This window comes from Streptomyces sp. NBC_00028 (assembly GCF_045041065.1).
In the GTDB taxonomy this organism is placed as follows: Bacteria; Actinomycetota; Actinomycetes; order Streptomycetales; family Streptomycetaceae; genus Streptomyces.
This window is the reverse complement of sequence record NZ_CP108293.1, coordinates 1,119,473-1,143,295: the sequence shown is the minus strand read 5'-3', so window position 1 is coordinate 1,143,295 and position 23,823 is coordinate 1,119,473. Positions and strand designations below refer to the sequence as shown.

The 23,823-nt window shown below is 71.9% G+C and carries 24 protein-coding genes; 16 read left to right on the top strand and 8 right to left on the bottom strand.

What is annotated here, in order from left to right; genetic code table 11:
- The first annotated feature begins 61 nt into the window (after positions 1-61).
- On the top strand, positions 62-838 hold the full coding sequence (locus OG885_RS05095; protein ID WP_405726649.1) for a GNAT family N-acetyltransferase: 777 nt from the start codon (positions 62-64) through the stop codon (positions 836-838).
- 57 nt (positions 839-895) lie between these two features.
- Positions 896-1,834, top strand: coding sequence for an NAD-dependent epimerase/dehydratase family protein (locus OG885_RS05090; RefSeq protein WP_405726646.1), 939 nt, complete (start codon positions 896-898; stop codon positions 1,832-1,834).
- Position 1,835: 1 nt separating this feature from the next.
- On the opposite strand, the gene OG885_RS05085 is transcribed toward OG885_RS05090, so the two are convergent.
- Both OG885_RS05085 and OG885_RS05080 read right to left on the bottom strand, forming a co-directional pair.
- Positions 1,836-2,708 (bottom strand): GNAT family N-acetyltransferase, encoded by an 873-nt coding sequence (locus OG885_RS05085; protein ID WP_405726643.1) that lies wholly within the window; start codon positions 2,706-2,708, stop codon positions 1,836-1,838.
- Positions 2,709-2,863: 155 nt separating this feature from the next.
- The gene (locus OG885_RS05080; protein WP_405726640.1) at positions 2,864-3,127 is read right to left on the bottom strand and encodes a GlsB/YeaQ/YmgE family stress response membrane protein; all 264 of its coding nucleotides are present in this window, start codon (positions 3,125-3,127) and stop codon (positions 2,864-2,866) included.
- 278 nt (positions 3,128-3,405) lie between these two features.
- Between OG885_RS05080 and OG885_RS05075 the strand changes: the two genes are divergently transcribed.
- Entirely contained in the window at positions 3,406-4,854 is a 1,449-nt protein-coding gene (locus OG885_RS05075) for a hydrolase (RefSeq protein ID WP_405726637.1), read from the top strand.
- Here the strand turns inward: OG885_RS05075 and OG885_RS05070 are convergent.
- Positions 4,847-5,392, bottom strand: coding sequence for a hypothetical protein (locus OG885_RS05070; RefSeq protein ID WP_405726634.1), 546 nt, complete (start codon positions 5,390-5,392; stop codon positions 4,847-4,849). The two genes, OG885_RS05075 and OG885_RS05070, sit on opposite strands and share 8 nt — an antisense overlap.
- 45 nt (positions 5,393-5,437) lie before the next feature.
- Here OG885_RS05070 and OG885_RS05065 point away from each other — a divergent pair, with 45 nt between their 5' ends.
- Positions 5,438-6,175 (top strand): phosphotransferase, encoded by a 738-nt coding sequence (locus OG885_RS05065; RefSeq protein ID WP_405726631.1) that lies wholly within the window; start codon positions 5,438-5,440, stop codon positions 6,173-6,175.
- Positions 6,176-6,330: 155 nt separating this feature from the next.
- Positions 6,331-7,098 carry an ArsR/SmtB family transcription factor gene (locus OG885_RS05060; RefSeq protein ID WP_405726628.1) on the top strand — a complete coding sequence of 256 codons (768 nt, stop codon included), beginning with the start codon at positions 6,331-6,333 and terminating at the stop codon, positions 7,096-7,098.
- A 104-nt stretch (positions 7,099-7,202) separates the two neighbouring features.
- On the opposite strand, the gene OG885_RS05055 is transcribed toward OG885_RS05060, so the two are convergent.
- A complete protein-coding gene (locus OG885_RS05055; RefSeq protein WP_399954872.1) occupies positions 7,203-7,643 on the bottom strand; it encodes an SPW repeat protein in 441 nt (146 codons plus the stop codon).
- Positions 7,644-7,868: 225 nt separating this feature from the next.
- Here OG885_RS05055 and OG885_RS05050 point away from each other — a divergent pair, with 225 nt between their 5' ends.
- A complete protein-coding gene (locus tag OG885_RS05050) occupies positions 7,869-8,879 on the top strand; it encodes a MerR family transcriptional regulator (protein ID WP_405726624.1) in 1,011 nt (336 codons plus the stop codon).
- A 27-nt stretch (positions 8,880-8,906) separates the two neighbouring features.
- On the opposite strand, the gene OG885_RS05045 is transcribed toward OG885_RS05050, so the two are convergent.
- Positions 8,907-10,280: a cryptochrome/photolyase family protein gene (locus tag OG885_RS05045; protein ID WP_405726622.1), complete on the bottom strand. Its 1,374-nt coding sequence runs from the start codon at positions 10,278-10,280 to the stop codon at positions 8,907-8,909.
- A 261-nt stretch (positions 10,281-10,541) separates the two neighbouring features.
- Positions 10,542-12,089, bottom strand: a complete 1,548-nt coding sequence (locus OG885_RS05040; protein ID WP_405726619.1) for an SDR family oxidoreductase — start codon at positions 12,087-12,089, stop codon at positions 10,542-10,544.
- An 86-nt stretch (positions 12,090-12,175) separates the two neighbouring features.
- Between OG885_RS05040 and OG885_RS05035 the strand changes: the two genes are divergently transcribed.
- The 3 genes from OG885_RS05035 to OG885_RS05025 all read left to right on the top strand — a co-directional run bounded on the left by OG885_RS05035 (position 12,176) and on the right by OG885_RS05025 (position 15,256).
- Entirely contained in the window at positions 12,176-12,685 is a 510-nt protein-coding gene (locus OG885_RS05035) for a MarR family winged helix-turn-helix transcriptional regulator (RefSeq protein WP_405726616.1), read from the top strand.
- A 168-nt stretch (positions 12,686-12,853) separates the two neighbouring features.
- Positions 12,854-14,947 carry an MMPL family transporter gene (locus tag OG885_RS05030; protein ID WP_405726613.1) on the top strand — a complete coding sequence of 698 codons (2,094 nt, stop codon included), beginning with the start codon at positions 12,854-12,856 and terminating at the stop codon, positions 14,945-14,947.
- 108 nt (positions 14,948-15,055) lie between these two features.
- Positions 15,056-15,256 (top strand): hypothetical protein, encoded by a 201-nt coding sequence (locus tag OG885_RS05025; RefSeq protein WP_405726610.1) that lies wholly within the window; start codon positions 15,056-15,058, stop codon positions 15,254-15,256.
- Positions 15,257-15,262: 6 nt separating this feature from the next.
- On the opposite strand, the gene OG885_RS05020 is transcribed toward OG885_RS05025, so the two are convergent.
- Complete coding sequence (locus OG885_RS05020; protein WP_405726607.1) at positions 15,263-16,183, bottom strand: LysR family transcriptional regulator; 921 nt, start codon at positions 16,181-16,183, stop codon at positions 15,263-15,265.
- Between the two features lie 138 nt (positions 16,184-16,321).
- Between OG885_RS05020 and OG885_RS05015 the strand changes: the two genes are divergently transcribed.
- The 7 genes from OG885_RS05015 to OG885_RS04985 all read left to right on the top strand — a co-directional run bounded on the left by OG885_RS05015 (position 16,322) and on the right by OG885_RS04985 (position 22,726).
- Positions 16,322-16,405, top strand: coding sequence for a putative leader peptide (locus OG885_RS05015; protein WP_356352894.1), 84 nt, complete (start codon positions 16,322-16,324; stop codon positions 16,403-16,405).
- 109 nt (positions 16,406-16,514) lie between these two features.
- Positions 16,515-17,624, top strand: coding sequence for a dimethylsulfone monooxygenase SfnG (gene sfnG / locus OG885_RS05010; RefSeq protein ID WP_405726604.1), 1,110 nt, complete (start codon positions 16,515-16,517; stop codon positions 17,622-17,624).
- 13 nt (positions 17,625-17,637) lie between these two features.
- Entirely contained in the window at positions 17,638-18,855 is a 1,218-nt protein-coding gene (locus OG885_RS05005; protein WP_405726601.1) for an acyl-CoA dehydrogenase family protein, read from the top strand.
- A gap of 89 nt (positions 18,856-18,944) precedes the next feature.
- Positions 18,945-19,499: an NADPH-dependent FMN reductase gene (ssuE, locus tag OG885_RS05000; RefSeq protein ID WP_405726598.1), complete on the top strand. Its 555-nt coding sequence runs from the start codon at positions 18,945-18,947 to the stop codon at positions 19,497-19,499.
- A gap of 6 nt (positions 19,500-19,505) precedes the next feature.
- Complete coding sequence (locus OG885_RS04995) at positions 19,506-20,690, top strand: SfnB family sulfur acquisition oxidoreductase (protein ID WP_405726595.1); 1,185 nt, start codon at positions 19,506-19,508, stop codon at positions 20,688-20,690.
- A 22-nt stretch (positions 20,691-20,712) separates the two neighbouring features.
- Entirely contained in the window at positions 20,713-21,858 is a 1,146-nt protein-coding gene (locus OG885_RS04990; protein WP_405726592.1) for an LLM class flavin-dependent oxidoreductase, read from the top strand.
- 43 nt (positions 21,859-21,901) lie between these two features.
- On the top strand, positions 21,902-22,726 hold the full coding sequence (locus OG885_RS04985; protein WP_405726589.1) for an alpha/beta fold hydrolase: 825 nt from the start codon (positions 21,902-21,904) through the stop codon (positions 22,724-22,726).
- On the opposite strand, the gene OG885_RS04980 is transcribed toward OG885_RS04985, so the two are convergent.
- Entirely contained in the window at positions 22,723-23,769 is a 1,047-nt protein-coding gene (locus OG885_RS04980) for an acyl-CoA dehydrogenase family protein (protein ID WP_405726586.1), read from the bottom strand. The genes OG885_RS04985 and OG885_RS04980 overlap by 4 nt on opposite strands.
- Positions 23,770-23,823 lie beyond the last annotated feature (54 nt).

Genomic DNA, 23,823 nt, shown 5'->3' with positions numbered 1-23,823 from the left:
CCGCACCATCATGGCCCGTAAAGGTGTTGCCCCGGGTGCCTCCTGGTGCTGGAGTGAACCCATGGATCATGCCGCGGTGCTCGCCCTGTACGACCGGGACATGCGCGAGGGCGCACAGCCGGACAGCCCGGAGTCCCGGATCGAGCGGACGGGGAAGGTGGTCCGTCAGGTCTCCACCGCGCAGGGCTGGAACGGCGTGGTCTGGTCCGATCTCGACGACGGCGGCGCCGACGCGGCCATCGCCGAACAGATCGCCTACTTCACCGGGCTCGGCCACGAGTTCGAATGGAAGCTCTACGGGCACGATCTGCCCGTGGACCTCGGACAGCGGCTCCGCACAGCCGGGTTCACCCCGCAGCCCGAGGAGACCCTGATGATCGGCGAGGTCAACGACCTCACCCTGGACGCCGAGCCGCCCGAGGGCATCCGGATCCTGCCGGTCACCGACCAGGCGGGCGTCGACCTCGTGGCCGACGTGCACGAGGCCGCCTTCGGCACCGACAGCACCCGGCTGCGCCACCAGCTGCTCGCCCAGCTCACCGCCGACCCGGACACCGTGGTCGCCGTCGTCGCCCTGGCCGGGGACACGCCCGTCAGCGCCGCCCGGATGGAGCTGGTGCCCGGCACCCGGTTCGCCGGTCTGTGGGGCGGCGGCACCGTCGAGGCCTGGCGCGGGCGCGGCATCTACCGCGCCCTGGTCGCCGTACGGGCCCGCGAGGCCGTGGAGCGCGGCTACCGCTACCTCCAGGTCGACGCCATGAGCACCAGCCGCCCCATCCTGGAGCGCCTCGGCTTCGAGCCCCTGACGACCACCACGCCCTACCTCTACACGCCGTGACCCAGCACACATGAGCGGGGATGTCACATCCGCGCCGCCCCGATCCGTCGCAGAGACATGACGACGAACCAGAGCGACCACAGCGGCCGGAGCCAGAGCATCCTCCTCGCGGGCGCCAGCGGTGTCCTCGGCCGGCACATCACCCACGCGCTCACCGAGGCGGGCCACAAGGTCACCGGGCTCGGCCGAGGCCGGGACAACGGGGTGCGGGCCGACCTCATGGACCGCGACGCCGTGCTCCGCGCCGTCGACGGCCACCACTTCGACACGGTCATCCACGCGGTGACGGCCCTGAGCAAGGCGCCCCTGCGCCACCGCGACATGTACGCCACCAACGCCCTGCGCATCGAGGGCACCGCCCATCTGATCGAGGCCGCGCGGGCCACCGGCGCCCGCCGCTTCGTCGCGGAGTCGATGGTCTTCGGTTACGGCTACGGCGACCACGGCGACCGCGAACTCACCGAGGACGACACCTTCGGCCCGCGCGGCACGAACCCGGAGTTCGAACGGCACCTCGCCGGCATGCGCACCAAGGAGCAGCTGACCTTCGACGCCCCCGGCCTCGACGGCGTGGCCCTGCGCTACGGCGCCTTCTACGGCCCCGGCGGCACCGAGAACCTGCTGCCCATGCTGCGCAAGCGGCAACTGCCCGCCCCCGCGGACCACGGCCATGTCGTGCCCTGGATCGAGCTGGGCGACGCGGGCCGGGCGATGGTCGCCGCCGTCGAGCACGGCCGCCCCGGTCAGGCCTACAACGTCGCCGACCGCACGCCCCTCGGGTTCCGGGCCCATCTCCTCGCCGTGGCCGAGGAGTTCGGGGTGCCGAAGCCGATGGCGGCGCCGCTGTGGATGATGCGGCCGATGTCGTACGCGCACGCCATCATGGCGTCGACGCTGCGGGTGTCCATCGCAAAGGCGGAACGGGAGCTGGGCTGGACGCCGGTGTACCCGTCGGCCCGCGAGGGCCTCGCCGCGATGCGGGCGGGCCGACGCTGACTCAGAGGTCCAGCTGGTACTCCACCGCCTGGTGCGTGGGCACGTATCCGAGGGACGCGTTGACGGCGAGCATGGGTGCGTTGCTGTCCGCGGTGTCGGTGAGCAGCCCGGCGAGATCCGGGTGCCGCTCCCGGGCCCGGCGGACGGACGCCGCCTTCATCCAGCGGGCCAGTCCGCGGCCCCGGTGCTCCGGCAGGACGGCCGTTCCGTAGTGCTGGCCGTCCCCGAGCCCGTCGCCCGGCACGACCAGCTCGGAGAAGCCGACGATCGTTCCGTCCGTGACGTCCACCGCGGCGACCGTGTGCAGCAGATCCCCACGCCGGGCGACGGCCTCGGCGGCGGCGACCACGCGCTCCACGTCCCAGACGACCGTGCCGTAGTCGGTGCCCTCCATGGGCATGTCGTCCATGGCCCGGCGCGAGTCGGCGTAGGACTGGGCCAGTTCGGCGGGGACGGTGCCGTCCCACTCGATCAACTCATAACCCGGACGCGGCGGTTCGGTGATGGCGGCGAGGTCGACGTCCTTGAGCGTGAGTCTGGCGTACGTGAGAGCCAGCACCCGGCGAAAGCCCCGCGCGGTGAGGAACTCGTCGGCGGCCGAGCCCTGTTCGGCCTGGGCGATCACTGACCGTCGGCCCTCGTCGCGGGCCACGGCGACCGCTGCGTCCAGCAGCCGGGTGCCGACACCCTGCCGTCGCTCGGTGGCGTGCACGGCGATCTCCAGCTCCGCGAGGTGCTCCTGGCCCTCCTTGGTGAACAGCCGCAGGAAGGCGGATCCGACCGGTGCCCCGTCGGCGGCGGAGGCGAGCCAGGCCAGACGGCGGCTCGACGGACCGGGCGCGGGGTCGGCCAGTGGGACGATACGCAGAGTCAACGGAGCTCCGTCACGGTCGGGTTCGGGCGGCGAGCCGGCCTGAGCCCTACGCGGGAGGACGGACGTCCGTCCCCGTCCGGTTCGGGCGGCGAGCCAGCCGAAGCTAGCTGCCGCCCGACCGTGTCCGCAACGAGTTATCGACCGTTCGCCTCCGGTCAGTGGCGGGCCCTCGTCCGGTCCAGGGCGGCGACGCCGACCGCGGCGAGGCCGATCTGGATGAGCCACTCGATCCAGTCCACGCCGTTGGTGTCCGCCACGTCCAGCCCCGCCGCGATCGCCGAGCCGAGCAGTGCGGCCACGATGCCGACGAGGATGGTCAGCAGGATGCCGATGCGCTGCCGGCCCGGGATCACGAGCCGGCCCAGTATGCCGATGACGATGCCGATCACTATGGCGCTGATGACTCCTGAGATCTCCATCTCAGCCCCTCCTCTCAAGGCCCCCGCACTCGTTCGAATGCCCCCGGGAGCCGAGGACAGTCCGTGCCGTTTCAACCAACGGCCAACGCAGAGTCAAGCGTTGGCCCAGTGTTCGAAGTGACGTCTGTTCGGTGCCACGGGTGCCATGTACCTTTCAAATCAACGGTCGCAGGCAGTCGTGCGACCGCTGTTCTACGCGCGCAGAACTGCCCTGTGTCTACGCGTGTAGCCCGGCCCCGCACCCGCTTCTGCCCCAACCCCACACGGAGGTAAGCCGGATGCCCCAGCTGCCCGGATCCCGCCACAGACTCACCACCGCCGTCACCGTGTTCGGCCTGCTGGCCACCGGCGCCGCCGTCCAGGCGGTCACGGTGACCCCGGCTGCCGCGGCCACCCCCCACCGCGTCCTGTTCGACAACGCCCACGCCGAGACGGCCGGCAACGCCGACTGGATCATCTCCACCAGCCAGCCCGACCCGCTGGGCCAGGACGCCTCACCGTCCGCCGAGACCGACTGGACCGGCGCGATCTCCTCCTGGGGCGTCGCGCTGCAGAAGACCGGCGACTACAGCCTGAAGACACTGCCGTCCGGCTCCAGCCTCACCTACGGCGGCTCCGGCGCCCAGGACCTGGCCAACTTCGACACGCTCGTCCTCCCGGAGCCCAACACGCTGTTCACGACCGCCGAGAAGACGGCGATCATGAACTTCGTGAAGAACGGCGGCGGTCTGTTCATGATCTCCGACCACACCGGTGCCGACCGCAACAACGACGGCGAGGACGCGGTCGAGATCCTCAACGACCTGATGACCAACAACAGCGTCGACTCCACCGACCCGTTCGGCTTCTCCATCGACTCCCTCAGCATCAGCTCCGACTACCCGAGCGCGATCAGCGACAGCAGCAACGCGGTCCTGCACGGCTCCTTCGGCACGGTCACCAAGAGCCTGATCGCGAGCGGTACGACGGCCACGCTCAAGCCCGCCGACAACTCCTCGGTCAAGGGCCTGCTCTACCGCACCGGTTACTCCGGCAACACCGGCGCGTTCTTCGCCACCAGCACCTTCGGCAGCGGCAAGGTCGCCTTCTGGGGCGACAGCTCACCCATCGACGACGACACGGGCCAGTCGGGCAACACGCTCTACGACGGCTGGAACGACTCCGGCGCCACCAACGCCGCCCTCGCCCTCAACGCCACCGAATGGCTCGCCGGCGGCAGCAGCAGCGGTGGCGGTGGTGGCGGCGGTTCCACCTGCACCGCGGCCCAGCTCCTGGGCAACAACGGCTTCGAGTCGGGCAGCACCACCTGGAGCGCCAGCAGTGGTGTGATCACCAACTCCAGCAGTCAGTCCGCCCGTTCGGGCTCGTACTACGCCTGGCTGGACGGCTACGGCTCCGCCCACACCGACACCCTCGCGCAGTCGGTGACCATCCCGTCGGCCTGCACCACCGCAACGCTCAGCTTCTATCTGCACGTCGACACCGCCGAGACCACCACCAGCACCGCCTACGACACCCTCAAGGTGCAGGTGCTCAACAGCTCGGGCACGGTCCTCGGCACCCTGGCCACCTACTCCAACCTCAATGCCGCCAGCGGCTACACCCAGCGCAGCTTCAGCCTGGCGAGCTACGCGGGGCAGACCGTGACCCTCAAGTTCACCGGCGCGGAGGGCTCCACGCTCCAGACGTCGTTCGTCATCGACGACACCGCGCTCAACGTCAGCTGATCCTCGCCGCGGCCCATCCGGTCGAGGCCACCACCTCGGCCGCGATGTCGATCACCGTGCGCCCGTCGGTCACCACCCGCAGGGTGTCGGCGGGCGCACGCGCGTCCAGCAGCCGTGCCTTGCGCGCGCTGCCGAGCAGCTCTTGCTCCAACTCGGACCCCAACTCCCGCCTGGCCAGGCGCTGTCCGGCGGTCTCGTCGGTGGCGGTGAGCAGCACCCGTACGATCCGTACGTCGTCCCCCATGACCCGCCGCCACATGCCGGTGGCCTCGTCGAGGACGGACACGGTGTTGGTGTAGACGAGCCGCCGATACCCGAGCCCGGCGTAATTCGCCCATACCGCGGCGAGGTTGCGCTCGGCGACGAGGCTCCGGTGCGGATCACCGGCGGGCGCGGGGTGCACCGCCCCCATGAAGTCCCCGTCGATCACGGCGTGCGCGACCTCCGCGCCCCGCAACCGCGCCGACACCTCCCAGCCCACCGTGGTCTTCCCGACCCCGGCCCGTCCGCCGATGAGCAGCACCTCGGAGTGATCCATGAGGGGAGCGTGCCAGGCGGCGCCGAGGGCCCGATACTTCTTTTCGTGGAGGAGACGTACCTGGAAGGCGGAGCCGTCAGCGGGGCGGTGCGGATCGGGTCGACCGTGCGCCGCACCCCGTCGGCCCGCTCGGCGTACGCGCGCGAGCTGCTGACACTCTTCGAGAAGCGGGGCTGGCGGGGTGCGCCGCGGTTCCTCGGCCTGGACGAGCAGGGCCGGGAGACGCTCGGTTATGTGGCAGGGCGGGCGGCCGTGACCCCGGAGCAGCGGATCGCCGCTCGTGACGACGAGGCTCTCGTCCGGGTCGCCCGGCTGGTCCGGGAGTTCCACGACCTCACCCACGGCACGCCGTTGGCCGGCGACCGGGACGTCGTCTGCCACAACGACCTCGCGCCCAAGAACACCGTCTACGCCGTCGAGGGCACCCGATGGCGACCGCTCGCCTTCGTCGACTGGGACCTCGCGGCGCCCGGCGAACGCGTGCACGACGTGGCACACGTCTGCTGGCAGTACCTGGACCTCGGACCGAACGTGACGGACCTGGCCGAGACCGCCCGCCGGATACGACTCGTCCACGACGCCTACGGCCTGACCGACAGGGCCGGGCTTCTGGACGCGGTCCTGTGGTGGCAGGACCGCTGCTGGAAGGGCATCGAGGCCGCAGCGGAACGCGGGGAGCCGGCCATGGTCGCCCTGCGGGAGGGCGGGGCGGTGGAGGAGGTACGGGCCGCGCACGAGTGGGGCACCCTGCACCGGCGGGAACTGGACGCACTGGTGCGCTGAGGGCGGCGCGCTGCGGAGCTGCTCGGGGGACCTGGTGACGCGCTCGGCGTGGGTGGGTCGGGTCCGGGGCCGGGGTCTCGTTCACATCGGTCCACATTGACATGCAGGCAATTGCCTGCCTAACTTTGGGTGTGCGGTCAGAGAGCGATCCCGGGATGGACCAGGTCTTCAAGGCGCTGGCCGACGACACGCGCAGGCGGCTTCTCGACCGGCTGCACGAGCAGAACGGCCAGACGCTCGGCGAGCTGTGCGAGCGCATCGCCATGACACGCCAGTCGGTGACCCAGCACCTGTCCGTCCTGGAGGCCGCCAACCTGGTCAGCACGGTGCGGCGGGGTCGGGAGAAGCTGCACTACCTCAACCCGGTGCCGCTCCACGAGCTCCAGGAGCGGTGGATCGACAAGTTCGAGCGCCCGCGTCTGAGCGCGCTCGGCGCCGTGAAACGACGAGCCGAGGAAGCCATGACCGACAAGCCCACGTTCGTGTACGTCACCTACATCCAGAGCACCCCGGAGAAGGTCTGGGACGCGCTCACCGACGCGGACCTCACCGCGGCCTACTGGGGCCACCGCAACGTCTCCGACTGGAAGCGGGGCTCGCGCTGGGAGCACGTCCGCGCGGACGGTTCAGGCGTCGCCGACGTCATCGGCACCGTCGTGGAGAGCGACCGCCCCCACCGCCTCGTCACCAGCTGGGCCGCACCCGAGGACGAGGGACGGGACGACCAGTACTCCCGGGTCACCTTCGACATCCAGCCGCACGGCGACATCGTCCGCCTCACCGTGACCCACGAGGACCTGCCCGACGAGGGCGCGCTCAGCGATGTGTCCCAGGGCTGGCCGGCGGTGCTGTCCAACCTCAAGTCGCTGCTGGAGACCGGCAGTCCGCTGCCCCAGGAGCCGTGGCTGGTGCCGGGCGACTGAGCGGCGCACGAAGGTGACCGAGCGGCGCAGGAAGCGGTCGGCCCGCTCGACGCGGGCCGGCCGTCATGTCGTCCCTCCGGCCTTTCGTCCTTGCGTCCGTTCTGTCACGTCCTCGGGGTGCTCTTCGCCGCCGCGCTGGTGCACAACAGCCCCAGGATCACGGCGAGGCCGCCGATGATGATGTTGTTGAGTGCGACGCCGGTGTCCGGGCTGTCGCCGACCACCCACGGGGCGATGATCATCCAGACGCCGACCGCGCAGAACGCCCAGCTCAGGCCGTACATGCGCTCGGGGGTCTGGGTGAAGCCCAGGGCGAGCAGACCGATCGCGATGCCGACGATGAGGTTGTGCGTCACGAGGGCGGGCTGGCTCGTCGTGTAGTGGAGGATCCAGGGGGACACGGCGCAGTACAGACCGAGCAGGAACACCGGTCCGTCCACGAGCGCCACATCGCGACCGCCGAGCATACGGGCGTACCGCGCCCGCATTTCCGGAACATCAGGGTGGCTGGTCATGTCACCTCTGGTGGGCGAGACGTTGGCCATGACTCGTCTCCTTCTGACTCGCAGGCTGACCGCGTCTGGTGCGGTGTGCGGTGAGCGCCGCCTGCGTACATTCTGCTCTTATTTTTCCTTTATGTGTAGAGGTGTGCCAGGAGGTGACGGCCCCCGGGAAGCACCGACTCTCCCCGAGGGCCGCGGTGGATCCATCGTGGAAGCCGGCGACCAAGGTCATCAACTTGCGTCGATTCTGCGTCGTATAGTCGCGTCATGAGTGAGTCGTCCGCGCGCCGAGCCCCCGCGGAACAGTCCGAGCAGACCTCCCGGACCGTCGACGCGCCGCTCACCACCGGCGCGGTCGCTCGGCGGCTCGGCGTGTCGCCCACCACGCTGCGTTCGTGGGACCGCCGCTACGGCATCGGGCCCGCCGTGCGGGGCGAGGGACGGCATCGGCGCTGGAGCGCTCAGGACATCCGGCTCCTGGAGACGATGTGCCGGCTGACCTCGTCCGGGGTACCGCCCGCCGAAGCCGCCCGCGCCGCCCGTTCCGATACGGGCACACCGCGGCCGGCGTCGCAGGTCCCCGCCCCCGAGTCGCCGCGCTCGCGGGCGGCCGGCACGCTGCCGCTCGGGGACGTGCGCCAGGAGTGCCGGGGGCTGGCCCGCGCCGCCGTCCGGCTCGACGCCCCCGCGGTCGACCGTCTGCTCGGCGCCGCCGTGGAACAGTACGGCGTCGTCGCCGCCTGGCACGAGGTGATGATGCCCACCCTGCACGCGGTGGGGCGCAAGTGGGCGTCCTCCGGCGACCGTTACGTCGAGGTCGAGCACCTGCTGTCCTGGCATGTCTCCACCGCGCTGCGCCGTAGCACCCCCGCGGCCGCGCAGCGGGCGGAGGCGCCCGTGGCCGGACCCGTCGTCCTGGCCTGCGTTCCCGGGGAACAGCACACCCTGCCGCTCGAAGCCCTCAACGCCGCGCTGGGTGAACTGGGCCTGCCCACGCGGATGTTCGGCGCGGCGGTGCCGGGGGAGGCGCTTACCGCCGCGGTGCAGCGTCTCGGGCCCACGGCCGTGTTCCTGTGGGCGCAGGCGCGCTCCACCGCGAACCTGCCGCTCGCCCGCCATGTCGCCGCCACCCGCTGGGGTGTGAAGGGTGCCCGTCGGCAGCCCGTGGTGATGCTCGGCGGCCCCGGCTGGTCGGGCTCGGCGGCCCGCGAGATGCCGCGGCCGACGGCCCTGAAGGACGCGGTCGAGCTGCTGGCCGCCGCCGGAAGCGGATCTTGAGGGGCGTGTCCTGCGGAGCCTCGCCCGTCAGTCGAGTCCGCGTGCCCGCTTGAAGCGGGCGAGGCCGTCGGAGAGGTCGACGACCGGGTCCGGGTAGGCGTCGATCGCCGCCCGGTCCAGGCCGCGCAGCTTCCACGGCTCGTGGACCGACGGGGCGTCCAGGTCCGCCAGTTCAGGCACCCAGCGCCGTACATAGGCGCCGTCCGGGTCGTACCGCTTGGCCTGGGTGACCGGGTTGAGCACCCGGTTGGGGCGGGAGTCCGTGCCGGTGCCCGCCATCCACTGCCAGTTGAGCTGGTTGTTGGCGATGTCGCCGTCGACCAGCAGCTCCAGGAAGTGCCGGGCGCCCTCACGCCAGTCGACGTACAGCGTCTTGGTGAGGAAACTCGCGGTCAGGAGGCGGCCGCGGTTGTGCATCCAGCCCTCGTGGCGCAGTTGACGCATCGCCGCGTCGACCACCGGGTAGCCGGTGCGGCCCTCCTTCCAGGCCTCGACGTCCTCGCGGGCGGCCCGCCCGGACCGCCAACGGTCGTGTTTCGTGCGGTAGTCGGTGCTCGCGGCGGCCGGGCGCGCGGCGAGGACCTGACGGTGGAAGTCCCGCCAGGCGAGCTGTCGTACGAAGGCCGCGGCGCCCGGCCCGCCGGTCCTGCGCGCCCGGTGGACCAGTTCGACCGGGGAGAGGGTTCCGAAGTGCAGATGCGGAGAGAGGCGGGAGGTGGCGTCGCCGGCCAGATCGTCGTGGCGGACCTCGTACGCGCCGACACCTCGCAGCCAGGACGTCATCCGGCTCCGGCCCGCGGCCTCCCCACCGGCGGCCAGCCCCAGCGAAACCCCCGACAGCCCGTCGCGCGCGGGCAGTTGCTCCGAGCCGACCCCGTCCGGGACCAGGATCGCGCGCGGCGCGGCCATCGGCTCCCGCAGCCGTACGCCGCTCCAGTGCCGGAAGTACGGGGTGAAGACGGCGAAGTGGTCGGAGGAGCCCGGCGTCACCGCGCCGGGTGCGACGGCCGAGGTCACGGTGTCGTGGACGTGCAGGCGCCGGCCCTCCGCCTCCAGGGCGCGCCGGAGCCGCTGCTCGCGCCGGTGGGCGTAGGCGCTGAAGTCGGCCGCCATGTGCACCTCGTCGGCGTCCGTCTCGGTGGCGACCTTGCAGACCTCCTCGACGACGTCGCCGCCGCGGACGACCAGGCGGCCGCCCCGTTCGCGCAGGCCCGCGTCGAGGTCCCGCAGACAGTCGGCGAGGAACGCCAGCCGGTTCGGGGCGGCGAACCCGGCGTCCGTCACACCGCGGTCGTGCACGAACAGGGGCACCACCTGACGGGCCTCGTTCGCGGCCCGCAGCGGCGGGTGGTCGTGCAGGCGGAGGTCGGAGGTGAACAGGACGATCGAGACGTCGGGCATGACGTGAGCTCCGGGAGGGGCGAGGGCGGGCCGGTCGGGTCGGGGTGGGCGTCGAGGGGAGTGGGTGAGGGAGGGCGGGGGGCGTCGAGGGGAGTGGGTGAGGGAGGGCGGGGGGCGTCGAGGGGAGTGGATGAGGGAGGGGGCGTCGCGATCAGCGGGTGAGGACGCAGGCGCCGAGGTCCGTGGGTGAGGACGGAGCGCCGAAGTCGACCCGTGCGGGCGGAGACGCCGAAGCCGACCCGTGCGGGCGGGACATCGCGGTCAGCGGACAGGCACGGGCCGGTTCGGCGGCTCGGCCGGTGCCCGGGCCGCCGCCCGTGCGATGTTGCGGGCCATGCCGCCGAACACGAGGGCGTGGAAGGGGGAGACGCTCCACCAGTACACGTGCCCGAGCAGGCCGCGGGGGTGGAACAGGGCGCGCTGGTGGTACCGGGTGCGGCCGGCGGCGTCGGTCCGCACGCTCATCTCCAGCCAGGCCAGCCCCGGCAGCCGCATCTCGGCGCGCAGCCGCAGCAGCCGTCCCGGCTCGATCTCCTCCACCCGCCAGAAGTCCAGCGAGTCCCCGACCCGCAGCCGGGCCGCGTCCCGGCGCCCGCGGCGCAGGCCGACCCCGCCGACCAGCCGGTCCAGCCAACCGCGCAGCGCCCAGGCCAACGGGAAGGAGTACCAGCCGTTCTCGCCGCCGATCCCCTCGATGACGCGCCACAGCGCGGCGCGCGGGGCGTCGACGTCGATCTCCCGGGCATCGGTGTAGAGGCTGCCGCCGGCCCAGTCCGGGTCGGTGGGCAGCGGATCGCTGGGGGCGCCCGGGACGGACGCCGAGGACCAGCGGGTCGCCACCTGCGCGTCGCGGACCCGGCGCAGCGCCAGGCGGACGGCTTCGTCGAAGCCGATCGGGTGGCCGGGCGGATCGGGCACGTACCGTGCGATGTCGTGCTCGTGGCAGACGACCTCGTGCCGCAGGGACTCGGTCAGCGGACGGGCGAGGGACGCCGGTACGGGCGTCACCAGTCCGACCCAGTGGCTGGACAGACCGGGGCTGAGCATGGGCACGGTCAGGATGAGCCGGTGCGGCAGTTCGGCGACGGCCGCGTACCTGAGCATCATCTCCCGGTACGTCAGCACGTCCGGCCCGCCGATGTCGAAGGCGCGGCTGACCTCGGCCGGCATCCGGGCGCTGCCCACCAGGGCGCGCAGCACGTCGCGTACCGCCACCGGCTGGATGCGGGTGCGCACCCAGCTCGGGGTCACCATCACCGGGAGGCGTTCGGTGAGGTAGCGCAGCATCTCGAAGGAGGCCGAGCCCGAGCCGATGACGACCGCCGCCCGCAGGACGGTGGTGGGGACGCCGGAGTCCAGCAGGATGCGGCCCACCTCGGCGCGGGACCGCAGATGCGGTGACAGCTCCCGTTCGGGCACGTCCGCGGGGGTGAGCCCGCCCAGATAGACGATGCGGCGCACGCCCGCGGCACGGGCCCCCTCGCCGAAGATCCGGGCGGCCCGCCGGTCCGTCTCCTCGAAGGCGTCGCCGGTGCCCAGCGCGTGCACCAGGTAGTAGGCGACCTCGGTGCCGCGCAGGGCCTCGGCGACCGCGCCGGCGTCCAGGACGTCACCTCGTACGACCTCCACCTCCGCCGACCACGGCTGGTCGCGGAGTTTGCCGGGGGACCGCGCCAGACAGCGCACCCGGTACCCGGCGGCCAGCAGCTCGGGCACGAGCCGGCCGCCGAGGTAACCCGTCGCACCGGTCACCAGACAGCGCGGCGCCGGCCCGGTGTCCATGTCGTTCATCCGCTGCAGACCTTTCATGTCGTGTCCCCTGTGATCACTTCCACGGGCGGGGCGGTGCCGGATGCAGTCGTCTCCTGGTGCGCCCGCTTCTATAGGCTTCTCGCGTGGGCACCGCAGACGAACCGAATCCGCAGGCGACAGCACCGGGACGGCCCCGTCCTCCCGCGGGGACGGATCTCCAGTCGCTGGCGGTCCAGCTGCGCCGGATGAACGGTGAGATCAACCGCCTGGTCCACGGGTTCGCGGGCGATCAGGGGCTGCACGCGACCGACGTCCAGGCGCTGGCGGCGATCCTGGACGCCGACGAGCCGATGACCCCTGGGCGGCTGCGGGAGCACCTCGGGCTGACCTCGGGGGCCGTCACGGCGTGTGTCGACCGGCTGGAGCGGGCGGGCCACATCCGGCGGGTCCGGGAGAGCAGCGACCGGCGGGTGGTGCATCTGTACTACGCCGCCGACGCCAGGGTGGCGGCCCGCACCTATTTCCGGCCGCTGGCCCGGGCCGCCGAGGGGGCTCGGGAGCGTTTCACCGAGGACGAGCTGACGGTCGTCACCCGCTTCCTCATGGCCATGAACGAGGAGCTGTCCCTGCTCCGGCCGCCGCACGGCAGCTAGAGCGGGTTCCGCCGCCGCGGAAAACACGGGTTCGCCGCCGCGGAAAACAGGGGGATCCGCCGCATCCGGGGACCCGGTGTGAGCAGAAGGTTCAATGATTGAGATTCTTTGCCATTGAGATACCCGTCATTGAGATACCTGAGACATCTGCTCACCGCTTGGAGAACCATGTCCCTCACCCCGCGCCGAGGCCGCTTCCTCGTGCCGCTCCTGCTGCTCGCCGTCTGGCTCGGCATCGGCGGGATCCTCGGCCCCTTCGCCGGCCGGCTCGGCGAGGTCGCGACCAACGACCAGGCGGCCTTCCTGCCCCGCAGCGCCGAGTCCACCGAGGTCGTCGCCGCCCAGCGCGCCTTCCGCCAGGACGAGACCCTGCCCGTGATCGTCCTCTGGACCGACGAGGACGAAGGTCAGGTCGCCGACCGGCGGTCCACGGCCGGACGCGCGCTCGCCTCCCTCACCGGCACCGCGGGTGTGGTCGGGGACGTGTCGCCCGCGCTGCTCTCGAAGGACGGCCAGGCCCTCGAAGGCGTCGTCCAGCTCCGCCCCGACCTCGGGGAGCGGCTGCCCGAGACCCTCGACCGGATCCGCGCGGCCGCCGAGCGGGTACCCGGCAGCACGGTCCGGCTGGCCGGCCCCGCCGCCACCCAGGCCGACCTGTCCGACGCCTTCGCCGGCATCGACGGACTGCTCCTCGCCGTGGCGCTGGTCACCGTCCTGGTGATCCTGCTGCTCGTCTACCGCAGCCTGCTCCTGCCGTTCGTCATCATCGTCGGCGCCGTCCTCGCCCTCGGCCTGGCCTGCGCGATCGTCTACGCGCTCGCCGACCACGGAGTGGTCCGCGTCGACGGACAGGTCCAGGGCATCCTGTCGATCCTGGTCATCGGCGCCGCCACCGACTACGCCCTGCTGCTGACCGCCCGCTTCCGGGAGGAACTCGCCGTCCACCCGGACCGGTTCACGGCCGTACGGGCCGCGCTGCGGCAGTCGTGGGGCGCGATCGTGGCCAGCGGCGCGACGGTCGCCCTGGGGCTGCTCGCGCTGCTGATCAGCGACCTGACCAACAACCGGGCCCTCGGACCGGTCGGTGCGATCGGCGTCGGCTGCGCCGTGCTCAGCACGCTCACCTTCCTGCCCGCCGTGCTCGTCCTGCTGGGCCGCGCCGCCTACTGGCCCGCCGCCCCCCGCCCCGACGCCGGCCACGGCGTCTGGCGGCGCGTCGCCGCCCTGGTGGACCGGGCACCCCGCAAGGTCTGGGCGGGCTCCCTCGTCGCGCTGCTGGTCTGCGCCGCGTTCGCACCCACCCTCGCCTCCCGGGGCGTCCCCCTCGACGAGACCTTCGTCGACGACGCCCCCTCGGTGACCGCCCAGCAGACCCTCGTACGCCACTTCCCGGGCGGCTCCGGCAACCCCACCGTCGTCATCGCCGACGCCGACCGTCTGGACCGCGTCATCGACACCGCCCTCGCCACGAAGGGCGTCGCCGCCGCGGCCGGCGTCACCGAGAGCGGGCAGCCGGGCGGCACCCCGCTGGTCGTCGACGGACGGGTCCGCGTCGACGTCACCCTGGCCTCCGCCGCCGACAGCGACGCCGCCAAGGACACCGTGGCCCGGCTGCGCACCGCCCTGCACGCCGTGCCCGGCGCCGACGCCCTGGTCGGCGGCTACACGGCCCAGCAGTACGACACCCTGCGCACCGCCGAACACGACCGCACCCTGATCGTCCCCGTGGTCCTCGCGATCATCCTCGTCATCCTCACCGTGCTGCTGCGCTCCCTGCTGCTGCCGGTCCTGCTGGTGGCGACCGTCGCGCTCAACTTCCTGGCCACGCTGGGTGTTTCGGCCCTGGTCTTCGAACACGTCCTCGGCTTCGGCGGCACGGACCCCTCCGTACCGCTGTACGGCTTCGTGTTCCTCGTGGCCCTCGGCGTGGACTACAACATCTTCCTCATGTCACGGGTACGGGAGGAGGCCCTGCGGCACGGGACGCGCCAGGGTGTGCTGCGCGGACTGGTCGGCACCGGCGGTGTCATCACCTCGGCGGGTGTGGTGCTCGCCGCGACGTTCGCCGCCCTCGGGGTGATCCCGCTGGCCTTCCTGGTGCAGATCGCCTTCATCGTCGCCTTCGGCGTACTCCTCGACACGCTGGTGGTCCGCTCGCTGCTGGTGCCCGCCCTGGCCCGCGACCTCGGGCCCGTTGCCTGGTGGCCCGGGGCGAAGGCGTTCCCGACGGACGAGCCGCGAGAGGGAGTTGAGGCCGGCTGACATCGGGCGGAGTGTCCGCGCGGTTCCCGGGCAACCGGAGAGTACGACGGCGGTGCGGACCGCCGTCGTACCGAACCGAAGACGAACCAAAAGACGAACCGAAGATCGATGCCGGAGGTGATCGCCGCTATGGGCGCGAAGGTGTTGGAGCGATTCCCGGCAGGCGCTCCGCGCGGATCGTGGCCGGCGGAGGAGTACGCGGCACGGCGGCGCGCGGAGGGCGAGCCGGCGACGGTCGTGATGGACCTGAAGTCGGACGCGTTCCTCGTGGTGGTGCCGGGCCGGGAGGACGAGCGGGCGGGGAGCTGACCGGGCTCAGGCGCGGGCCGACAGGGTGCCGCCCAGCGCCCGGGCCCGCGCCACGAACACCTCGTGCAGATCCAGCACCGCACGCGGCACCGGGTCCGCCCGGCGCCGTTGCAGCATCAGCAGCACCCGCGTCGCGTCCCCGGCGATCGGGCGGTGGGTGAGGACACCACCGCGGACGAGGGGATCGTCGATCACGCTGAAGTCAGGCAGGACCGTCACCCCCAGCCCTTCCGCGACCATCAGCTTGCCCATCTCGGCGCCGTCGGTGGAGTACGAGAACGACGGCGCCCGCCCCTCCAGCAGCCGGTGCACATAGCGGTGCATCACATAGCCGGAGCGCATCGCGATGAGCGGCACCTCCAGCAGATCGGCCACCGACAGCGCGTCGTGTGCCGCGAGGGGACTGTCCGGACGCAGGCACACCACCGGGCGGCCCCGCAGCAACTCCGTGCCCTCCAGACCGGCCGGGACGTCGTCGCCCTCCAGATGGTTGACGAGCCCGAGATCGAACCCGCCCTCGTCCAGCGCCCGCTGGATGTCGGTCTGCTGGGCGCCGACCACCTCGACCTGGGTGACCGGATGCGTGGCGCGGAACTCCCGCACCGCCGGAATGAGCAGCGGCACGGTCGCCGCGTTCACCGTGCCGACCCGCACCATCCGGCTGATGCGGTGCTGTTCGCCCGCCGCCGCCCTGAGCCGGTCCACCGCGTCCAGCACATTGATGATGTGCGGCAGCAGTTCCCGGCCCTCCGAGCTCATCGTCGCGCCCGAGCGTTTGCGCTCCAGGAGGTCCACACCCAGCTCGCGTTCCAGATTGCGCACGGTCTCGCTCAACGCGGGCTGCGAAAGGCGCAGTTCCTCGGCCGCCCGGCGCAGCGAACCGAGCCGTGTCACGGCCGCGATGTATTCCAGCTGTTCGGTACGCACGCCTTGCAGAATGCGGGTGGTTTCCCGGCGCGTTCAAGGGTTTCCCTGTCACACGTTCGTGAAATTCAATGGTCCGGGATACGAGACCGGTCGGGTTCTCCTTGACGCTTCTCGCCGAGGACTGCGACGATCGACGGCATGAAGATGCGACTGGACCTCACGCGGCGACGCCATGTCGACCTCGCCCGGGTTTCCAGCGCCTCCTGTTGCCCCGCGGCCTGATCACTCCACAGATTCGCCGCGTTCCCTCCGTTTTCCCGCCTGAATTCACCGCGCCCGCGCATTTCCTGAATTCGGCGTGCCCGAAAACATTCCGCAACAGGAGTTCCGCATGCCCGCAGAGCCCGTCAAATTCGCCTACTGGGTCCCCAACGTCAGCGGTGGACTCGTCACCAGCAGGATCGAGCAGCGCACCGACTGGGGCTACGACTACAACCGCGAACTCGCCGTCCTCGCCGAGAACAACGGCTTCGACTACGCGCTCAGTCAGGTCCGCTACATGGCCAGCTACGGCGCCGAGTTCCAGCACGAGTCGACCAGCTTCAGCCTCGCCCTGCTCCTCGCCACCGAGCGCCTGAAGGTCATCGCCGCCGTCCACCCCGGCCTGTGGCACCCCGGTGTCCTCGCCAAACTCGGCGCCACCGCCGACCACCTGTCCAAGGGCCGGTTCGCCGTCAACGTCGTATCGGGATGGTTCAAGGGCGAGTTCACCGCCCTCGGCGAACCCTGGCTGGAGCACGACGAGCGCTACCGCCGCTCCGAGGAGTTCATCCGCGCCCTGCGCCAGATCTGGACCGAGGACCACACCGAACTCGCCGGAGACTTCTACCGGTTGCGTGACTTCTCCCTCAAGCCCAAGCCCCTCAACACCCCCGAACGCCCGCACCCGGAGATCTTCCAGGGCGGCAACTCCACCGCCGCCCGCGCCATGGCCGGCCGGGTCTCCGACTGGTACTTCTCCAACGGCAAGGACTTCGACGGGGTCGTCGAGCAGATCGACGACGTCCGCAAGTCCGCCGCCGAAGTCGGCCGCACCGCACCGAAGTTCGGCCTCAACGGCTTTCTCATCGCCCGCGACACCGAGGCCGAGGCCCGAGACACCCTGCGCGAGATCGTCGCCAAGGCCGACACCGAGGCCGTCGAGGGCTTCGGCGCCGCCGTGAAGCAGGCGGGCCAGTCCACCGCCGACAAGAAGGGCATGTGGCAGGACTCGTCGTTCGAGGACCTCGTGCAGTACAACGACGGCTTCCGCACCGGTCTCATCGGCACCCCGGAGCAGATCGCCGAGCGGATCGTCGCCTACAAGAAGCTCGGCGTCGACCTCTTCCTCCTCGGCTTCCTGCACTACCACGAGGAGGTCGAGTACTTCGGCAAGCGCGTGCTGCCGCTGGTCCGCGAGCTGGAGGCCCAGCTCCCCGAGTCCGTCCCCGCCCAGGTCTGAGGAGGCACCCGACATGAGCACCGTCACGAACACCGACTGGCAGCACCGCCCCGCCCCCGAGACCGCCCAGGACTGGATCGCCCGCGCCGCCGAGGTCGCCGCCGTCCTCGCCACCGACGCCGCCGCCCGTGACCGGGCCGGCGCCACCCCGTACGCCGAGGTCCAGCTGCTCAAGGATGCCGGCCTCGTCACCCTGCTCGGCCCCACGGAGCACGGCGGCGCGGGCCAGGACTGGCCCACCGCCTACCGGGTCGTCCGCGAGGTCGCCAAGGCCGACGGGTCCATCGGCCAGCTCCTCGGCTACCACTACCTGTGGAACTGGGCCGCCCGACTGGTCGGCACCCGCGAACAGTGGGAGCACGTGGAGGCCGAGGCCGCGCGGGGCCGCTGGTTCTTCGGCGGGGCCGTCAACCCGCGCGACAAGGACGTGACCGTCACCGAGGACGGCGACGACCTCGTCTTCACCGGCCGCAAGACCTTCTCCACCGGCAGCAAGGTCTCCGACGTCACCGTCCTGGAAGGCGTCCTCGAAGGCACCGACGACCACGTCTTCGCGATCGTGCCCTCAGACAGCGAGGGCCTCACCTTCCACGACGACTGGGACAACATCGGCCAGCGGCTCACCGAGAGCGGCGGCGTCACCCTCGACGGGGTCCGTACGCCGTGGTCGTCGGCGGCCGGTTACGTCGACAAGCAGTTCCAGCCGCGCACCTACAACACCCTCAACGTCCCCACCATCCAACTGGTCTTCGTCAACTTCTACCTGGGGATCGCGGGCGGCGCCCTGGAGACGGCCGCGGCCTACACCCGCACCAAGTCCCGCTCCTGGCTGCACGGCGGACACGAGCGCGCGGTCGACGAGCCGTACGTCATCGACATCTACGGCGACCTCACCGCCAAGCTCTGGGCCGTGGAAGCGCTCGCCGACGCCGTCGCCGCCGAGGGGCAGAAGCTGCACGACGACCCCGACGCGGTCACCGAGCAGACGCGCGGCGACTTCGAGGTACGGGTGGCGGCCGTGAAGGCCCGCGCCACCGACGTCGCCCTGGAGATCTCCCACAGGATCTTCGAGGTGACGGGCGCCCGTTCCACGGCCACCGCCGAGGGCCTGGACCGGTTCTGGCGCAACGTCCGCACCCACACCCTCCACGACCCCGTCGCCTACAAGCGCCGCGAGGTCGGCCGCTGGGTCCTCGAAGGCGAACTGCCCGAACCCACCTGGTACTCCTGACCGCTTCCCCAGGGGCGTCCCCGCCTGAACCGGGGGCGCCCCGCCTCCTCGACAGTCCCGACAAAGGACGTCTCCCCGAAAGAGGACCCATGGCCACCGTCCTGTCCGTCTCCGGCAGCCCCTCCGCCTCCTCCCGCACCAACCGCCTGCTGCGCCACCTCGACCAGCGGCTCGCCGCCCAGGGCCACCAGGTGATCCCCCTCGACGTCCGCACCATCCCGGCCGAGGCCCTCCTCGGCGCCGACTTCGCGCACCCGGCGATCGTCGAGGCCACCGAGCTGTTCGCCCGCGCCGACGGCGTCGTCGTCGGCACCCCGGTCTACAAGGCGTCGTACTCGGGCGTCCTGAAGGCCCTCCTCGACCTGCTGCCGCAGTACGCCCTCACCGGAAAGACCGTGCTCCCGCTCGCCACCGGCGGCAGCACCGCCCATGTCCTGGCCATCGACTACGCCCTGCGGCCGGTCCTCAACTCCATGGGCGCCGCCCACATCGTCCAGGGCTGGTTCACCCTCGACAAGGACATCACCGTGCACGAGGACGGGACCGTCAGCGTCGCCACGACCACCCGCGACGCCCTCGCCCAGGTCGTCGACCAGTTCTCGACCGCCCTCGGCCGCACCCCGGTCCTGGCCGCGGCGAGCTGAGCCCCGATGACCGCCCATGTGATCGCCGACGACGCGGAGGCGCTCGCCGTCGCGGCTGCCCTGGCCGACGAGTTCCGCGCGGGAGCCTCAGCACGCGACGTCGAACGCAGGCTGCCGCGCGCCGAGTTGGACCGGCTCTCCGCGTCCGGCCTGCTCGCCGTCACCGTCCCCGCCGACCACGGCGGGGCGGACGTCGGCGCGACCACGCTCGCCGAGATCTTCCGGCTGCTCGGCACCGCCGACGGCAGCCTCGCCCAGATCCCGCAGAGCCACTTCGCCTACGTCAACGTGATCCGCCGTCAGGGAACCGAGGAGCAGCGGAAGTTCTTCTTCGCCGAGCTGCTCGCGGGCCGTCGCTTCGGCAACGCCCAGTCCGAGGCGGGCACCCGGCACGTCCAGGACATCCGCACCCGCCTGACACCGCGGGCGGACGGCTCGTACGTCCTCGACGGCGTCAAGCACTACTCCACGGGCGCCCTGTTCGCGGACTGGATCCCCGTGCTCGCCCGCGCCGAGGGCGACGCACTCCACGTCGCGTACGTGCCGCGGGACGCCGCGGGCGTGACGGTGGTCGACGACTGGGACGGTCTCGGCCAGCGCACGACCGCCAGCGGTACCGTCCGGCTCGACGGTGTGGAGGTCCCGGCCGACCGGGTCCTTCCTCATCACCTCACCTTCGAGGGCCCGCAACTGCACGGCGCGGTGGCCCAGTTGCTGCACGCAGCCATCGACGCGGGGATCGCCGGAGGAGCGCTGGCGGAAGCGGCGGAGTTCGTGCGGACCAAGAGCCGGCCGTGGTTCGAGAGCGGCCTGGAGACGGCGGCCGAGGATCCGCTGCTGATCCAGCGGTTCGGCGAGCTGGCCGTGCAAGTGCGTGCGGCGGAAGCGTTGTTGCGCGAGGCGGCCCGCACGGTGGAGGCCGCCCGGGCCGAACTCACCGACGACTCCGCCGCCGAGGCGTCCATCGCGGTGGCCGCCGCCAAGGTGCAGGCCGCGAACGCCGCCGTGGAGGTGGCGAGCGCGCTCTTCGAGGTGTCGGGCACCCGCTCCGCTCTCAACTCCCTCAACCTGCACCGGTATTGGCGCGACGCCCGCACCCACACCCTGCACGACCCGACCCGCTGGAAGATCCAGCACATCGGCCGGTACGTGCTCAACGGCACCCGGCCACCCCGGCACGGTCTGCTGTAGCCCATCGATCGGAGACCCCCACGTGTCCCTCACCTTCCACTGGTTCCTGCCCACCAACGGCGACAGCCGGCACGTCGTCGGCGGCGGCCACGGCACCCCGGCCACCGTCTCCGGACGGGACCGGCCGCCGACGGTGGCCTATCTGAGCCAGATCGCCCGCGCCGCCGAGGACCTCGGCTTCGTCGGCGCGCTCACGCCGACCGGAGCCTGGTGCGAGGACGCGTGGCTGACGACCGCGATGGTCAGCCAGCACACCGAGCGCCTGAAGTTCCTGGTCGCCTTCCGCCCCGGCTTCGTCTCGCCCACGCTCGCCGCGCAGATGGCGTCCACCTTCCAGCGGCAGTCCGGCGGACGGCTCCTGCTGAACGTCGTCACCGGTGGTGAGAGCCACGAGCAGCGGGCCTACGGCGACTTCCTCGACAAGGACGGCCGCTACCGCCGTACCGACGAGTTCCTGGAGGTCGTACGGGCGTTGTGGGACGGCGAGACCGTCGACCTGAAGGGGGAGCACCTCCGGGTCGAGGACGCGCGGCTGGCCCGGGTGCCCGACCCGGTGCCCGAGGTCTACTTCGGGGGCTCCTCGCCCATCGCCGGGGAGGTCGCGGCCAAGCACGTGGACGTCTACCTCACCTGGGGCGAGCCGCCCGCGCAGGTGGCGGAGAAGATCGCGTGGGTCCGAGGCCTGGCGGCGCGGCACGGCCGCACTCTCCGCTTCGGCATCCGGCTGCACGTCATCACCCGCGACACCGCCGAGGAGGCGTGGGCCGAGGCGAACCGGCTCCTCGACGGCTTCGACCCCGAGACGGTGAAGTCCGTTCAGGCCGGGCTCGCCCGCAGCGAGTCCGAGGGCCAGCAGCGGATGCTCGCCCTGCACGGCGGCGGCAACCGCGACGGCCTGGAGATCCACCCCAACCTCTGGGCCGGCATCGGCCTGGTCCGCGGCGGCGCGGGCACCGCCCTGGTCGGCAGCCACGACGAGGTCGCCGAGCGGATCAAGGAGTACCACGCCCTCGGCATCGACGAGTTCGTCCTCTCCGGCTACCCGCACCTGGAGGAGGCGTACTGGTTCGGTGAGGGAGTTCTCCCGCGCCTGGCCGCGCAGGGTTTGTGGCGCCACCCGGCCGGGAAGGAGGCCACACCTTCGGCACAGGTGCCGTTCGCGAGCTGAGGCCGACGGTCTGCCGGGCGCGCGCGTCGAGAGGAGCGAATCCGTGGCTGAGTGGCAGCTGACCAGGACCTACCGCAGCGCGTCCGGGGAGGTCCGCTGGGACAGCCTCGGGGAGCCCGGTCGCGCAGCCGTCGTCCTCAACCACGGCACGCCCTTCTCCTCCTACGTGTGGCGTGCCGTGGCCCGTTCGCTCGCCCGCCGGTACGAGGTGTTCGTGTGGGACATGCCCGGGTACGGGACCTCTCGGATGTCCGCCGGGCAGGATGTCTCCCTGGCGGCCCAGGGGAAGGTCTTCACCGAGCTTCTGGAGCACTGGGGCCTGGCCGAACCCCGGGTCGTGGCTCATGACTTCGGCGGTGCGGTGTCCCTGCGCGCACATCTGCTGCACGGCGCCCGCTACCGCTCGCTCACGCTGATCGACCCGGTCGCCCTCGCCCCCTGGGGTTCGCCGTTCTTCCGGCTCGTCGGCAAGTCCTCGGACGTCTTCGAGCAACTCCCGCCCGCGCTGCACCGGGCCCTCGTGCGCGAGTACGTGACCTCCGCCAGCAACCCTGGGCTGCACCCCGCCGTCCTCGACCGGCTCGTCCAGCCCTGGCTCGGCGACCCCGGACAGGCCGCCTTCTACCGGCAGATCGCCCAGGCCGACCAGCGTCACACCGACGAAGTCGAGGACCGGTACGGCGAGATCGCCGTACCGACCCTCATCTGCTGGGGCGAGGACGACACCTGGATCCCCGTCGCCAAGGGCCACGAACTCGCCGCCCGCATCCCGCACGCGCGGCTCGAACTGATCCCGGGCGCCGGTCACCTCGTACAGGAGGACACGCCGGCGGAACTGACGGCCGCTCTGCTGGACTTCCTGGACTAGCCCTGCGCCAGAGCGTCGAGATGTGCCTTCCGCACGACCGACGTCTGCCCCTGGATGAGCAGGAACATCCCCTCGCGGGCCAGGCGTTGGGCCGGGTTGCGCAGGTCCATGGTGCGGCCGCCGCCGGCCACGACCGCCGCCGTCGTGGCCGCCCGCATCAGGTCGTACGCGCGTGTCCTGAGGGCGAGCCGCTCCTCGACGTGCTCGTGCGCGACGGGGTGGTCGGCCAGCCCGTACGCCGCCCGGCGCACCTCCTCGACCCGGGCGCGCAGCGCACCGGCCGTCTCCGCCTCGCCGCTGGTCTCCAGCACGCGCAGCGCGGCGTACGTCACCCCGAAGACGGCCGGGGAGGTGTTGGTGCTGCGGGGGATGTCGAGGAGGGCGAACTTCTCCTGCGGGGTGCGCAGCACCACCGACGTCTCGGGCAGCCACAGGCCGTCCAGCTCCAGGGAGACCGTACGGGCGGCCGTGAACGCGGCGAGCCGCATCGGCTCCGACGCGCGCACGCCGTGCTGCTCGCGCGCGTCGGCGAACGCGAACACGATCTCCGCGGAGTCCGTCACGCCCGCGAGCAGCATCACGTCGTTGAGACCCCAGCCCGTGTACCAGGGCACGGTTCCGTCGAACCGCCAGCCGTCGCCATCCGCGGTCGCCCGCACGGGGACCCGGGGGAAGGCGCGGACATGGGCGTACGCGATCCCGGCGAGCAACTCGCCCGACGCCAAGGGGCGCAACAGCCTTTCCCGCACCGGGAGTCGGGACTTCGCCAGCATACGCACCGGCGTGTGGTGCTGGGTCTGCACGAACCAGGTGGAGCCGCATGCCCCGGCGAGGATCTCCTGGATCTCCCGCGCGACCGCGTCCGAGGCGTCCGCCCCGCCGTACGCCTCGGGCGCGCTCACCCCGAGCACGCCCGCCCGCCGGATCGCGTCGAGGTGACGCGCGGGCACCTCTGCCTGGTCGACCCGCGCCGCGTCCGGCGCGAGGAGGGTGTCGGCGAGCTCCTGGGTGCGGGCGAGCAGAGCGTCAGGCGAGGTGGTCATGGAAAAGATTCTCCCGATCCGGTCGTGCGCGGTGTCGATCCTGGGGTGTGCCGT

What these genes read in the sequence shown, in the direction of transcription:
- OG885_RS04995 (WP_405726595.1), top strand. Translation starts at nt 19,506, where the DNA reads ATGACCGCCCATGTGATCGCCGACGACGCGGAGGCGCTCGCCGTCGCG.
- OG885_RS05080 (WP_405726640.1), bottom strand. Translation starts at nt 3,127, where the DNA reads ATGGAGATCTCAGGAGTCATCAGCGCCATAGTGATCGGCATCGTCATC.
- OG885_RS05070 (WP_405726634.1), bottom strand. Translation starts at nt 5,392, where the DNA reads ATGGATCACTCCGAGGTGCTGCTCATCGGCGGACGGGCCGGGGTCGGG.
- OG885_RS05090 (WP_405726646.1), top strand. Translation starts at nt 896, where the DNA reads ATGACGACGAACCAGAGCGACCACAGCGGCCGGAGCCAGAGCATCCTC.
- OG885_RS05040 (WP_405726619.1), bottom strand. Translation starts at nt 12,089, where the DNA reads ATGAAAGGTCTGCAGCGGATGAACGACATGGACACCGGGCCGGCGCCG.
- OG885_RS05015 (WP_356352894.1), top strand. Translation starts at nt 16,322, where the DNA reads ATGAAGATGCGACTGGACCTCACGCGGCGACGCCATGTCGACCTCGCC.
- OG885_RS05030 (WP_405726613.1), top strand. Translation starts at nt 12,854, where the DNA reads ATGTCCCTCACCCCGCGCCGAGGCCGCTTCCTCGTGCCGCTCCTGCTG.
- sfnG (WP_405726604.1), top strand. Translation starts at nt 16,515, where the DNA reads ATGCCCGCAGAGCCCGTCAAATTCGCCTACTGGGTCCCCAACGTCAGC.
- OG885_RS05060 (WP_405726628.1), top strand. Translation starts at nt 6,331, where the DNA reads ATGGACCAGGTCTTCAAGGCGCTGGCCGACGACACGCGCAGGCGGCTT.
- OG885_RS05045 (WP_405726622.1), bottom strand. Translation starts at nt 10,280, where the DNA reads ATGCCCGACGTCTCGATCGTCCTGTTCACCTCCGACCTCCGCCTGCAC.
- ssuE (WP_405726598.1), top strand. Translation starts at nt 18,945, where the DNA reads ATGGCCACCGTCCTGTCCGTCTCCGGCAGCCCCTCCGCCTCCTCCCGC.
- OG885_RS05055 (WP_399954872.1), bottom strand. Translation starts at nt 7,643, where the DNA reads ATGGCCAACGTCTCGCCCACCAGAGGTGACATGACCAGCCACCCTGAT.
- OG885_RS05005 (WP_405726601.1), top strand. Translation starts at nt 17,638, where the DNA reads ATGAGCACCGTCACGAACACCGACTGGCAGCACCGCCCCGCCCCCGAG.
- OG885_RS05095 (WP_405726649.1), top strand. Translation starts at nt 62, where the DNA reads ATGGATCATGCCGCGGTGCTCGCCCTGTACGACCGGGACATGCGCGAG.
- OG885_RS04980 (WP_405726586.1), bottom strand. Translation starts at nt 23,769, where the DNA reads ATGACCACCTCGCCTGACGCTCTGCTCGCCCGCACCCAGGAGCTCGCC.
- OG885_RS05075 (WP_405726637.1), top strand. Translation starts at nt 3,406, where the DNA reads ATGCCCCAGCTGCCCGGATCCCGCCACAGACTCACCACCGCCGTCACC.
- OG885_RS05050 (WP_405726624.1), top strand. Translation starts at nt 7,869, where the DNA reads ATGAGTGAGTCGTCCGCGCGCCGAGCCCCCGCGGAACAGTCCGAGCAG.
- OG885_RS05025 (WP_405726610.1), top strand. Translation starts at nt 15,056, where the DNA reads ATGCCGGAGGTGATCGCCGCTATGGGCGCGAAGGTGTTGGAGCGATTC.